At 49.5% G+C, this 12,268-nt stretch carries 11 protein-coding genes; 8 read left to right on the top strand and 3 right to left on the bottom strand.

Annotated features, from left to right (window positions below):
• Window positions 1–417 (top strand): DUF6363 domain-containing protein (locus ABY802_RS13745; RefSeq protein ID WP_372627698.1); only part of this gene is annotated, 417 nt, incomplete at its 5' end.
• Window positions 418–460: 43 nt separating this feature from the next.
• Here ABY802_RS13745 and ABY802_RS13740 read toward each other — a convergent pair.
• The 3 genes from ABY802_RS13740 to ABY802_RS13730 all read right to left on the bottom strand — a co-directional run bounded on the left by ABY802_RS13740 (window position 461) and on the right by ABY802_RS13730 (window position 4,772).
• Window positions 461–1,951 carry an exopolyphosphatase gene (locus ABY802_RS13740; RefSeq protein WP_372627697.1) on the bottom strand — a complete coding sequence of 497 codons (1,491 nt, stop codon included), beginning with the start codon at window positions 1,949–1,951 and terminating at the stop codon, window positions 461–463.
• A 38-nt stretch (window positions 1,952–1,989) separates the two neighbouring features.
• Complete coding sequence (gene ppk1, locus ABY802_RS13735; protein WP_372627696.1) at window positions 1,990–4,125, bottom strand: polyphosphate kinase 1; 2,136 nt, start codon at window positions 4,123–4,125, stop codon at window positions 1,990–1,992.
• A gap of 137 nt (window positions 4,126–4,262) precedes the next feature.
• Window positions 4,263–4,772: a glycine cleavage system protein R gene (locus ABY802_RS13730; RefSeq protein WP_290614282.1), complete on the bottom strand. Its 510-nt coding sequence runs from the start codon at window positions 4,770–4,772 to the stop codon at window positions 4,263–4,265.
• Between the two features lie 169 nt (window positions 4,773–4,941).
• On the opposite strand from ABY802_RS13730, the gene ABY802_RS13725 reads away from it, so the two are divergent.
• The 7 genes from ABY802_RS13725 to ABY802_RS13695 form a co-directional block, all read left to right on the top strand.
• Window positions 4,942–5,943, top strand: coding sequence for a PstS family phosphate ABC transporter substrate-binding protein (locus tag ABY802_RS13725; RefSeq protein ID WP_372627695.1), 1,002 nt, complete (start codon window positions 4,942–4,944; stop codon window positions 5,941–5,943).
• Window positions 5,940–7,802 carry an ABC transporter permease subunit gene (locus ABY802_RS13720; RefSeq protein WP_372627694.1) on the top strand — a complete coding sequence of 621 codons (1,863 nt, stop codon included), beginning with the start codon at window positions 5,940–5,942 and terminating at the stop codon, window positions 7,800–7,802. Before ABY802_RS13725 ends, ABY802_RS13720 begins: the two co-directional genes overlap by 4 nt.
• 2 nt (window positions 7,803–7,804) lie before the next feature.
• Window positions 7,805–8,794: a phosphate ABC transporter permease PstA gene (gene pstA / locus ABY802_RS13715; RefSeq protein WP_372627693.1), complete on the top strand. Its 990-nt coding sequence runs from the start codon at window positions 7,805–7,807 to the stop codon at window positions 8,792–8,794.
• Between the two features lie 28 nt (window positions 8,795–8,822).
• Window positions 8,823–9,590 carry a phosphate ABC transporter ATP-binding protein PstB gene (gene pstB, locus ABY802_RS13710; protein ID WP_372627692.1) on the top strand — a complete coding sequence of 256 codons (768 nt, stop codon included), beginning with the start codon at window positions 8,823–8,825 and terminating at the stop codon, window positions 9,588–9,590.
• 44 nt (window positions 9,591–9,634) lie between these two features.
• A complete protein-coding gene (gene phoU / locus ABY802_RS13705) occupies window positions 9,635–10,345 on the top strand; it encodes a phosphate signaling complex protein PhoU (RefSeq protein WP_290614275.1) in 711 nt (236 codons plus the stop codon).
• Window positions 10,346–10,500: 155 nt separating this feature from the next.
• A complete protein-coding gene (locus ABY802_RS13700) occupies window positions 10,501–11,178 on the top strand; it encodes a TIGR00153 family protein (protein WP_372627691.1) in 678 nt (225 codons plus the stop codon).
• An 18-nt stretch (window positions 11,179–11,196) separates the two neighbouring features.
• Window positions 11,197–12,268, top strand: a 1,072-nt coding sequence (locus ABY802_RS13695; RefSeq protein WP_372627690.1) for an inorganic phosphate transporter, incomplete at its 3' end; no start/stop codon positions are given.

The raw sequence follows: 12,268 nt of genomic DNA, 5'->3' as shown, positions 1-12,268 counted from the left end.
GCCATACCGCTGATGTATCGGGACTTTCCGCAGATTGACGGTGAACGGATGACCGATGGCGGCCTTGCCGATGCCATTCCGGTCATTAAGGCTTATGAAATGGGCGCGCGGGATATTACTGTGGTGCTGTCGCAGCCCCGCGGCTATCGCAAGCGCGTCAGTCGCTTGCCAGTATTAATGAAACCTTTCTTTAAACAGCACCCTGATTTATTTGCCGCAGTACTGAACCGCACGCATCGATATAATCAGGCGCTGGATTTTATTGCTAAGCCACCCGCAGATTGCCGGATTAGCGTAGTGGCGCCCCCCGTTGGCTTTGCTGTCGGCCGTTTCTGCCAGGATCCCCAACAACTGGAAGCCGGTTATCAGGCTGGCCGGCAGACGGGGTTAGGGCATGTCACCAAGCGTAAGCCTTAACTGGCCCGGTGCAATGGAGTATAGCTTAAGACGTTGTCAGTGTTTAGGCGCTGGTGACGTCAATTAAACCCGGGCAGTCGAGCCGAAACGCTATTTTTTTCAATGCTTTTTGTTCCAGCTGTATATCTGCAGACAACACCATTTGCTGTGCCAGCCACGCTGATGGCAGCAGCAGTTGCAGTTGCTGCGCACCTGCGCTTACAGTGAATTCAGGTACGAAACTGTCGCGCCGCTTTTGGTTTAGTAATACAGCAAGCCTTAATAAAACCAGCAGGTTAATGACTTGAGGTAATTGGTAAAGACTAAAGGTAGGAAATTCGTCAGCGCGGATTTTCCGGCGGTGAAAACGAACGAGACAAGCCAGCAGCAGTTGTTGCTCCTGGTTAAAGCCTGGTAGATTAGCGTTTTGCAAAATGTAGGCAGAGTGCTTCTGGATCCCGGATGAATTAATGTGCAAACCAATTTCATAAACTCTGCAGGCGAAGCTGAGTAATAGGCCATCATCGTCGGACAGTTGCCAGGCAGCCTGCACCTGGCTGAATAAAGCCAACGCGGTCTGTTGCACTCTTTGTGTTTGCGCATCATCAACCGTATAACGGCGCATCATACTGCTGATCGTATGTTCACGAATATCGTGGTGTTGCAGCCGGTCACTCATCTCGTACAGCACACCCTCGCGCAGGGCGGCATCGACATAGACCATTTCGTCAATTTGTAGCATGTTAAATGCACCAATCAATATCGCCAGACCGGGACAAAGCAGCAGCTTTCGATCGTCTGTTAAACCGGCCAGTTCTAATTCGCTGGCGTTATCGTACTGCAACACGTGCCGTTTTAAGGCCGTTAGATCGTTAAGTCGTAAACTGGTGCTGTTCCAGCCCAGCCCCGCAATGACATCTTTAATGGTTTTTACGGTACCCGAGGTGCCGACCGCTTGTTGCCAGCCTGCGCTGCGAAAGCTACTGACAATGGGTTCAAGTTCCTGTTCTGCTTGTAACACAGCGCGCTCGAACCGGCGTGGGCTGATTTTTCCCTGGCTGAAGTGACTCTGGCCATAGCTAACGCAGCCCATATTGCGACTGCTTAACCTTAAGGGTTGCAGGCCCTCGCCAATCGCAAATTCAGTACTGCCGCCACCAATATCAATGACCAGTCGTTTGTTGCTGAAATGCTCGAAATGAGCCACCCCCTGATATATAAACCGGGCTTCTTCCTGGCCGGAAATGACTTCAATCGGAAATGGAAACACCACTTTGGCGCGGCGTAAAAACGTGGCGGAATTACGGGCGCGGCGCAGGGTATAGGTCGCAATAACCCGCACAGCGTTGGGCGCAAAAGGCTGCAATGTATCGGCAAACTGGGCCAGGACCTGTAAGCCCCGTTCAATGGCCTCTTCGCTAAGCACCAGCTCATCATTCAGGCCTTCCGCCAATTGCACTTTTTGCTTTTCGCGGTGCAGTAACTGCAGTGAGCCATCAATTACCCTGGCGATAACCATATGAAAACTATTGGAGCCAAGATCTACGGCTGCCATGTAATCAGCGTCTGTTGACGCTATTTTGTCAGAATCTGTCAATTGTCTGCATCAACCTGTACCGCCTGCTGTCGCGCCAGAAAATCATAAATCTCCTGTTGAGAACGCACGTTGCGTTTATTACCACGCTTAACATAGGCATTAGAATGTTTGCCGTCAATGATACGCGCCTTAACGTTATCCCGCCACTGGATATCCAGGGTACTGATAATTTGTTGCTTAATCCGGCTATCATAGACCGGCACGCCGACTTCAACCCGCTGGTCGATATTGCGGGTCATCCAATCAGCCGAAGAGATATACAGAGCACTGTCGCCGCCATTGTGAAATAAATATACCCGGGCATGCTCCAGATAACGGTCAAGCACACTGATAATTTTAATATTCTGACTTTTACCCGCCAGGCCTGGCATTAACGAACACATGCCCCGGATAATCATCCGGATTTTCACTCCGGCCTGACTGGCCCGGTACAGCAGCTGCACAATTTCTTCATCGACCAAATTATTCACTTTCAGAAAAATTTCCGCTTTACGTCCTGCGACCGCAAAGTCAATTTCCCGTTGAATTAAACTAAGCAGTCTGGGCCGGCTCCAGGTGGGAGAGACAATTAAATGCTGAAAATTAAAAGGCCGGTAGGAATACTGGATAAACTCGAAAACCTGGTCAATTTCGGCGGTAATTTCGCTATGGCAGGTAAACAGGCTCATGTCGGTATAGATCCGGGCTGTTTTCTCATTAAAATTTCCGGTGCCAATATGGCCGTAACGAACAGCCTTACCTTTTTCCTGGCGGGTAATTAAGCAAAGTTTTGAGTGAATTTTTAAGGTAGTCTGGCCAAAAATAACTTCAATACCGGCATCGGTCATTCTTCGTGCCCAGTTAATGTTATTTTCTTCATCAAAGCGGGCTTTAAGCTCGACCACAACGGTGACTTTTTTGCCATTGCGCACCGCATCCAGCAGCGAATGGATAACCCGTGAGTGTTTTGCTACCCGGTACATCGTCATTTTGATGTGACTGACCTTGGGATCGAACGATGCCTGGCGCACCCACTCGGTAAAATAACTGAAGTCATGATACGGGTAGTACAGCATAATGTCAGACGCCCGTATGGCATCGAAGCTGGTAGGGTAGTGCTCAAAATCCGGGCTTGGTAGTGGCGCCATTGCCGGAAATTCCATACTTTGATGGCCCAGGTTCGGGAAACCAATAAAGTCTTTAAAATTACGATAACGACTGCCGGCAATCAGAGCATCAGTAGAGCTGGTGCCCAATTGCCGGGTCAGGACTTTCAACATTTGTTCCGGCATGGCAGCATCGTACACCAAGCGGGTTGGCTCAGACTTCAAACGCTGCCGGATCCCTTTTGACATCTTATCAATCAGGCTTTGATCCAGTGTATCGCTGATATTGTACTCGGCATCGCGAGTTAGTTTCAGGGAAAAGGTGCATATCGTGTCAAACTGAAAAAAACCGTTAAATAAGTCACTGGCACAATGGTTAATAATGTCGTCCAGCAATAAAATTTGCCGGCGGTAGTGGCCATTTTTTTTGCGGGTATTTAACTGTAACGGTAGCTCAATAAAACGGGACACTTCCGCAGTAGGCACTTCAATAATGGCATAATCCGGTTTGCCGCTGCCGGTCATTTCAACCATCAGGTAGGTGGTATTATCTTCCAGAATTTTACTGAGCGAGCTGTCGGTGCTAGATAATATTATAGGTGAAATATGCCGTTTTACTTCCCTGCGGAAAAACGCTTTTACCCAGCCTGATTGCGCCTCGGTCAGCTTGCTGTCATCAATCAGTTCGATATTATGCTTACGCAACTCCAGCTGAATATCCAAATATATTTTATTGAATTGTTTGGCAAGCTCCTTAACCTGCAGCTGAATTTGCGCAAGCAAAGTTTCAGCATCTTCATGCTCCCAGGTCTGATATTTTTTCAGCAGAATGCGCCGTTTCACATCGGCAACCCGAACCCGGAAAAACTCATCCAGATTATTGGAGTAGATCCCTAAAAAACGGAGTCGTTCAATTGGCGGATTGCGGGTATCGGCTGCCTCCTGCAACACCCGGCCATTAAAAGCCAGCCAGCTTAATTCGCGGGGGAATAACGGGTAGTCGGGGTGAGCCCCATTGGTTTGTGATGGTGATGCTGGCTGATCCATACTGATTGCTCCTGCTTACTGCCTGCAAAGCACACTATGGCATTTTTGTGACAAAATGATGAAGCATGACCGCCAACGAACCGCTGGCTGCCATGTTTCAACGTATCGGGAGATATCCATAGCGAAGGTGGCGTGGTTTAGTCTACTGAGGTTTCCACATCGACCACAATATCGGCAGCAATCGCTTCCAGTGCTTTTATTACCTCATCGCGGCTGAGACCTGCTGGCAACTGCACGGTGGCTTCAGCGTGAAATAGCGGCACCCCCCAATTAGGCGCGCTTTGTTTATTGCTGGAAAACTGAATGATATTGGTACCTTTATGTTTAATCACGGACGATAATTCACGGACGATACCGGGGCGGTCATTGCCGGTAATAACAAAGCGCAACTGTTGCTGTTTATTCAGCTCGCTGTGTTCACCTTGCTGCACTTTGATATCTAAATCGCTGACTTTACTGAGCGCTGTAACCAAGGCCCCCAGATCTGGCTCTGCCACTTCAATCTGCACTATGCCGGCAAAGTAACCCGCAAGGTGGCTTAAATTACTGGCCATCCAGTTACCATTCTGGTCATTTATTACCCTGGCTAACTGTTCTACTAACCCTGCTTTATCTTTACCAATAACGGTAAGGACTAACTGCTTCATATGGACATTCCCTTACTATCACTCAAGGTTAAACCGCCGCTAAGCGGTCTGTTATTACACAAATTACGTGAAAAAGTGTTTTAGAGTGTAGACCCAACTTTCTGATTTTAAAACGCTAGTTAACTATTTATTTTTGGTTTGCTGTCTTGTCATGTGCAGCTGTTATAAGATGTTGCGAGCAAGTCCGATAGTATGGGTAGAAAAGATGGTGCTAAGCAGATGGCGCAGAGCGTTGCCAGGATTGATCCTGATAGGGTTTTGCGGCTGCGTCTGGATGTCAGAAGTTGCTGCTAAGACCGACAGTACATTGTCCAGTGTGGGTTCTGATACCCTGCATCAGGTCATGCAATTGTGGGCTGACGAATACCGGCAGCGCCACCCTGATGTCAATTTTCAAATTCAGAGTATTGGCTCCTCTACCGCACCGGTTGCCCTGATTGAGGGGACTGCCCAGCTTGGCCCAATGAGTCGGCCAATGCGCCAGACGGAGTTGCAGCAGTTTGCTAAGCGTTTTGGTTATCAACCAACGGCCGTGCCGGTAGCGATTGATTTGTTAGCGGTTTATGTTCATCCCGATAATCCTCTGGAACAATTAAGCCTGGCTCAGCTGGATGCTATATTTTCAATAAACCGGCGCTGTGGTGCGCCAACGGATATTCAGCATTGGGGGCAAGTAGGCCTGACCGGGCCTTGGCAGCGGCGTTTTATTACGCTGTACAGCCGCAATGCCGTGTCGGGAACCTATGGCTACTTTAAGCAACATGTTCTATGTAATGGTGATATTAAAGCCCGCACAAATAAGCTGGCAGGCTCTTCAGCCATGCTCAGGGCAATTAGCCAGTCTCCGGGTGGTATCGGCTATTCTGGTATCGGTTATGCCACAGGTGACGTGAAAGTGCTGGCACTGGCGAGTGACGGTGGGCCGGCTGTTGCGCCAACAGCTGCTAATGCACTGAGCGGCAATTATCCCCTGGCCCGGCAGCTTTATATTTATGTCAACCGGGCACCTGGCCAGCCATTAACAGCAAACCAATACGCATTTTTTGATCTGGTGTTATCGGAGGCGGGTCAGCAGATGGTGTTGCAGGACGGGTTTCTGCCGTTGCCAGCAGCGGTAATTGCGCACTGGCGTCAGACCCTGGGGTTGTCGACCCTCCCGGTGCTGCCATGACAGCACCGCTGCTTGTTGCTAACAAGGCCGCTCGGAGGTTGCAGCGCCGCCGGCGCTGGTACAACCGTCTGTTGCATGCGGTTATTGGCTTATCTGGCATCAGCGTGGTAATGATGCTGGCGGCCATGTTTATTTATTTGTTCAGCGAGGTCATTCCGGTATTTCAACGGGTTAGTAGTGTGGCATTGCCGACGGTGCTTTCCGAGCATGCATCAAAAGGGTTATCGCTATCCTCAGCAGAAGCGGATAGCGAGCCTGCCCAGGCCGGTACCTCTGCCGCCACCTTTCATACAACGGGAAACGCGCCATTTGACACCGCGCCTGTCGCAACATACACGGCAACATCGACCAGCGGCCAATACCAATTAAAAGCGACTGCAGCTGGCGATGCCTGTCTGTCTTTAACCCGCAGCACCGGGAACTGCCTGCAACAGTGGCAGCTTAGCGAATCTGATGACACCCTGACCAGCCTGCGTTGGCTGACTGCCGATCAGGCTGTGCTGGCAGGTTATCAGAGTGGTCGTTTACAACAATGGTATTTATTGGCTGAAAACAGCAGCGCAGCTCATTTAAAGCTGATAAGAGAGCTGCCCGGCCAGCAGGCGGCGATAGTGCAGATTGCCGCGGAGCATAACCGCCGTGGTTTTGCCACCCTGGCCGCCGACGGTAAGCTGGCGGTTTATTATTCCAGTATAGCCCGGCCATTGTGGCAGCAGAATACCGCCATTACCGCCGCGACAAAGTTAGCATTTTCGCCCGACAATCAAAAGCTGAGTATCTATACGGATACCAGCCGCTACTCTTATGCGTTAAATAACCCTCATCCAGAGGTCAATTGGCAAACGCTATGGCACAGTGTCTGGTACGAAGGGTTTGCCAGGCCTGACGTTATCTGGCAAACCTCTTCAGCGGCAGATAACTATCAACCCAAGTTCTCCTTAGTGCCGTTAACTACCGGCACCCTGAAAGCCGCGTTTTACGCTATGTTATTTGCCGCGCCGCTGGCGATTATGGCGGCCATTTACACCGCCTGCTTTTTGCCTGCGGGGCCACGGCGACGGATAAAGGGCTTAATAGAACTGATGGCGGCGTTTCCCACGGTAATTCTGGGGTTTATCGCCGCAGTGTGGCTGGCACCGGTTATTGAAGGGCATTTGCTGGCGCTGTTACTGTGGGTGGTCATGCTGCCACTGAGTATTCTGGCCCTAGCTGCAATATGGCCAAGGCTTCCGCTTAAGCTTAGGCAGCGCTGCAGTGATGGTTGGGAAATTGTGCTGCTAATGGTTTGGCTTGCGGTTGTTAGCGCGTTGGTGTTTGCAGTGGCAGGCCAGTTAGACAGCCGCTTATTCGACGCTGGCTTGCGGGTATATCTGGAACAGCAAGGGATGTACTATGAGCAACGTAATGCCCTGGTTATCGGCATCGCTATGGGCTTTGCAGTAGTCCCGGGTATTTTTGCTATCGCCGATGACGTGCTGTATCAGGTACCGTCACAACTTACCCGTGGTGCGCTCGCCCTGGGTGCCACGCCCTGGCAAACGGTGCTGCGGATAAGTCTGCCCCTGGCTGCCCCCGGCCTGATTGCCGCAACCCTGGTGGGTGTTGGCCGGGCTATCGGTGAAACCATGATTATTCTGATGGCAACCGGCAACAGCCCGATAACTAATTTTAATGTGTTTGAGGGGCTGCGCAGTTTAACGGCGACCCTGGCCATCGAATTACCTGAAGCAACTGTCGGCAGTAGTCATTTCAGAGTATTGTTTGTTGCCGCTCTGGTGTTATTGCTGTTTACCTTTGTTGCCAACACCACGGCTGAAGTGATCCGGCAGCGATTACGTAAAAAGTATCAGAGGTTATAACCATGCTACGAAAGTGGTTTGCTCAAGGCACCCCCTGGATCTGGTTAAATGCCGGGGCAGTTGCACTCAGCCTGTTGCTGGTGGGTGGTTTACTGGCTTTTATTGTGCTGCAAAGTATTGGCGTGTTCTGGCCAGCAGACATGGCTGGCCATATTGGTAACAAACTACTGCAGTATTTGCTGAACTGGTGGCAGTTTCTCAGTGGTACCTCCAGTGAGGGGGGAATATTTCCGGCGATTCTTGGTACCGTACTGATGGTATTGTTGATGTCAGTGCTGGTTACGCCACTGGGCGTGCTGGCCGCTGTTTATCTGCACGAATACGCTAAAGAAGGGCCCTTACTAAAAGTGATCCGGGTTGCCGTGCATAATCTGGCTGGCGTCCCTTCTATCATCTTTGGTGTATTTGGTCTGGGGTTCTTTGTATATTTTCTTGGTGGCAGCATCGATAGTCTGTTCTATCCTGATAGTCTGCCAACGCCAACTTTTGGTACCCCGGGGTTATTGTGGGTGTCATTGACCCTAGCGTTACTTACCTTGCCAGTTGTTATCGTTGCTACGGAGCAGGGGCTGGCCGGCATTCCTAAAAACTTGCGCCTGGGGTGCTTTGCGCTGGGGGCCACTAAAGCAGAAGTGATCTGGAAAATTGTATTGCCGCAGGCATCTCCGGCCATGGTTACCGCCCTGATGCTGGCGATTGCGCGTGCTGCTGGTGAAGTGGCGCCGTTAGTTTTTGTCGGCGTGGTTAAATCGGCCCCTGCGCTGCCGGTAAGCACTGAATTTCCCTATTTACAGCTACAACAAAAAATAACCAGCCTGAGTATGCATATTTACGACGCTGGCCTACAAAGCCCGGATGCTCAGCGAGCTGAACCGCTGGTGTTTGCCTCAGCGATGGTGCTTATAACACTGATATTTATGCTGAATTTATTGGCTTATCGGTTGCGTAAGCGGTTAAATATACGTTACCGCAATCGACCGGTCAGCGAGTAATAAAACTGTAACATTAGCAGGGTAAGATATGAAGGTAGAGGTTACCGCAAAACTGGAAGTGCAGGATTTATCGCTGAAATTTTCTGGTAAAACCGTGTTGCAGCAGGTTAACTTGCGTATTCCACAGCATAAGATTACTGCGTTTATTGGCCCCTCGGGCTGTGGTAAATCAAGTTTGCTGCGAAGTTTTAACCGGATGAATGAATTACTGGATGATACCCAGACCACCGGGAAAGTGTTGCTGGATGGTCAGAATATTTATCACGCGGCGGTGGAGGTGGCTGAGCTGCGGCGCAGAGTCGGCATTGTTTTTCAAAAACCTAACCCTTTTCCGCACAGTGTTTATGAAAATGTGGCCTTTGGCCTGCGTTTGCAGGGTATTAAGCAAGCAAGACAATTAGACGAGTTAGTGGAATCTGCTTTACGAAAAGCAGCGTTGTGGGACGAAGTGCGCGATCGGTTGCATGATAGCGCGGTTAATTTATCGGGTGGTCAGCAGCAGCGACTGGTTATCGCCAGAGCCATTGCGATAGAGCCGGAAGTATTGCTGCTGGATGAACCCGCGTCGGCATTAGATCCTATATCAACTTTAAAAATTGAAGAACTGATGTACGATTTAAAACAGCACTATACTCTGGTAATCGTAACGCACAACATGCAACAAGCTGCCCGGGTGTCAGATTACACCGCCTTTTTAAATATGGGCCAGCTGATAGAGTTTGATGAAACAAATAAGATGTTTACTGATCCAAGCCAGCGCGCCACCGAGGATTACATTACCGGGCGCTTTGGTTAGCGGATTCAGCAAGCAGCACATTTAACAGCAGCAAGGGTCAGGCAATGGATAAGTTAAATTTATCAAAGCATATTTCAAGTCAGTTTAACGATGAGATAGAGCAGGTTCGTAACCATGTAATGGCGATGGGCGGGTTAATTGAAAGGCAGCTGTTTGATGCATTGGCGGCCATTGCCAATAGCGACAGCGAACTGGCCCAGCAGGTCATTGCGAATGATTTAAAAGTGAATGACTGGGAATTGCAAATTGACCAGGAATGCACCCGGATTATTGCTAAACGTCAGCCGGCAGCCAGCGATTTACGGTTAATAATGGCAATTTTAAAAACTATCGCCGATTTAGAGCGGATCGGCGATGAAACGCGGCGCATTGCCAAAGTTGCCCTCGAGTCATTTAACAGCGCCCAGCAAGACCTGTTGGTTAATCTTGATAATTTGGGCCGCCATGTCGGCCAGATGCTACATGATGTGCTGGACGCTTTTGCCAGAATGGACGTTGAAGCCGCGTTAACGGTGCACAAAGAAGACAAAAAAGTCGACCGTGAATATGAATCAATCACCCGTCAGTTAATGACGTATATGATTGAAGATCCCCGGTCAATTCCAAAAATTATGAATGTGCTGTGGTCCGCCCGTTCTCTGGAGCGAATTGGTGACAGGTGTAAAAATTTGTCTGAATACATTATTTTCTTTGTAAAGGGCAAGGTGGTCAGACACAGCTCAGAAGAAATGTTAGAGAAAGAAGCCCGCAGCTAACGTTTCTCTGCCGACTCGCTTTTTTAAAACGCCTCAACCAGACTTCTGGCTGAGGCGTTTCTGTTTTATCTGCTAATATTTCATTTTTATTGCGGTTTGATTGCAGTTACAATGCGCGCCGACCTTATTCACCCTGAATATTATGAGGCCACACTATGCCAGGTAATACTTTTTTATCCGTGTTTGCTAAATCACCGATAAAACCGATTGAAGAACATATTCGCAAGGTACACGAAGCTAGTGAGCTGCTGTTACCGTTTTTTGCTGCGGTATATCAGAAAGAGTGGGTTAAAGCGGCAGAAGTACGAAAAGATATCGTTACTCTGGAAAAAGATGCCGACCAGATGAAACGGGAAATCCGGATTAACTTGCCGCGCGGGTTATTTTTGCCGGTAGATCGCACCGATATTCTGGAACTGGTGGCACAGCAGGATAAAATTGCCAATAAAACCAAAGATATCTCAGGCCGGGTGCTGGGCCGTGAGCTGGAAATACCCGCTGCTATCCAGACCGATTTTCATGCTTATATCCAGCGCTGTATTGATGCCACCGCGATGGCTTCTGAAGTCATTAACGAATTGGACGAACTGTTGGAAACCGGTTTCCGTGGTCGAGAGGTTGAACTCGTGATCAAAATGGTGGAAAAACTGGATGCGATTGAACATGACACGGATGAGATGCAGATTAAGCTGCGCAAAGCGGTTCGGATTGCCGAAGCCGATTTAAACCCGGTAGACGTGATGTTTTTATACCGGACCATCGAGTGGATTGGCGATTTAGCCGACATTGCCCAGAAAGTGGGTTCCCGCTTAGAAATTATGCTCGCCCGTTAATTAAAAAAGGTATTACTGATGGATATTATTCAATCATACGGCCTCATTCTGATTATTCTGGCTGCAGTTTTCGGTTTTCTGATGGCTTATGGTGTTGGCGCTAACGATGTTGCCAACGCGATGGGCACCTCGGTTGGATCTAAAGCACTGACCATTAAGCAAGCCATATTTATTGCAGCTATCTTTGAATTTGCCGGTGCCTATCTGGCTGGCGGCTCGGTTACCTCAACCATCCGTGGTGGCATTACTGATGCGGCATTCTTTGTCGATGCACCAGAGCTGATGGTGTACGGCATGATAGCCGCACTGCTGGCTGCCGCGACCTGGTTAATTGCCGCGTCCTATTTTGGCTGGCCGGTATCCACCACCCATTCTATTGTCGGAGCAATTATTGGTTTCGCTGCAGTTGGTGTGGGTTTTGATGCGGTGCACTGGGATAAGGTGGGCGGCATTGTCGGCAGCTGGGTAGTAACACCTATCCTGGCAGGTATTCTGGCCTATATGTTTTTCATGAGCGCGCAAAAGCTGATTTTCGATACGGATCACCCTATCGCAAACGCTAAAAAATATGTGCCGTTTTATATGGCATTTGCTGCCTTTATTATGGCGCTGGTGACGGTACAAAAAGGTTTAAAGCATATTGGTCTGGATATCAGCACTGCCAATGGTTACTTAATGGCACTGGTGCTGGGTATCATTGTTGGTCTGGTGGGTAAAGTGGCGATCAGCCGGATAAAAATTGACCCGGCTGCCGATAAAAAAATGCAGTTTAATAATGTTGAGCGTATTTTCAGCGTGTTAATGATCACGACCGCCTGCTGTATGGCATTTGCCCATGGTTCAAACGATGTGGCCAATGCCATAGGGCCGCTGGCTGCAGTAGTTAGTGTAGTTAGCTCTGGTGGCGAGATTGCCAGCAAGGCCGCCCTGGCTTGGTGGATATTGCCACTGGGTGGTATTGGTATTGTTATTGGTCTGGCAACGCTAGGTGCCCGGGTCATTAAAACGGTAGGTACCGCCATTACCCATTTAACCCCAAGCCGTGGTTTTGCCGCTGAACTGTCAGCTGCGTCTACTGTGGTAATTGCCT

The organism is Arsukibacterium sp., from assembly GCF_041616895.1.
Lineage (GTDB): Bacteria > Pseudomonadota > Gammaproteobacteria > Enterobacterales > Alteromonadaceae > Alishewanella.
This window is presented reverse-complemented; position numbering and strand designations above follow the sequence as displayed.

Coding starts and splice junctions, on each gene's coding strand:
- ABY802_RS13740 (WP_372627697.1), bottom strand. CDS start 1,951: ATGGCAGCCGTAGATCTTGGCTCCAATAGTTTTCATATGGTTATCGCC.
- ppk1 (WP_372627696.1), bottom strand. CDS start 4,125: ATGGATCAGCCAGCATCACCATCACAAACCAATGGGGCTCACCCCGAC.
- ABY802_RS13730 (WP_290614282.1), bottom strand. CDS start 4,772: ATGAAGCAGTTAGTCCTTACCGTTATTGGTAAAGATAAAGCAGGGTTA.
- ABY802_RS13725 (WP_372627695.1), top strand. CDS start 4,942: ATGTTGCGAGCAAGTCCGATAGTATGGGTAGAAAAGATGGTGCTAAGC.
- ABY802_RS13720 (WP_372627694.1), top strand. CDS start 5,940: ATGACAGCACCGCTGCTTGTTGCTAACAAGGCCGCTCGGAGGTTGCAG.
- pstA (WP_372627693.1), top strand. CDS start 7,805: ATGCTACGAAAGTGGTTTGCTCAAGGCACCCCCTGGATCTGGTTAAAT.
- pstB (WP_372627692.1), top strand. CDS start 8,823: ATGAAGGTAGAGGTTACCGCAAAACTGGAAGTGCAGGATTTATCGCTG.
- phoU (WP_290614275.1), top strand. CDS start 9,635: ATGGATAAGTTAAATTTATCAAAGCATATTTCAAGTCAGTTTAACGAT.
- ABY802_RS13700 (WP_372627691.1), top strand. CDS start 10,501: ATGCCAGGTAATACTTTTTTATCCGTGTTTGCTAAATCACCGATAAAA.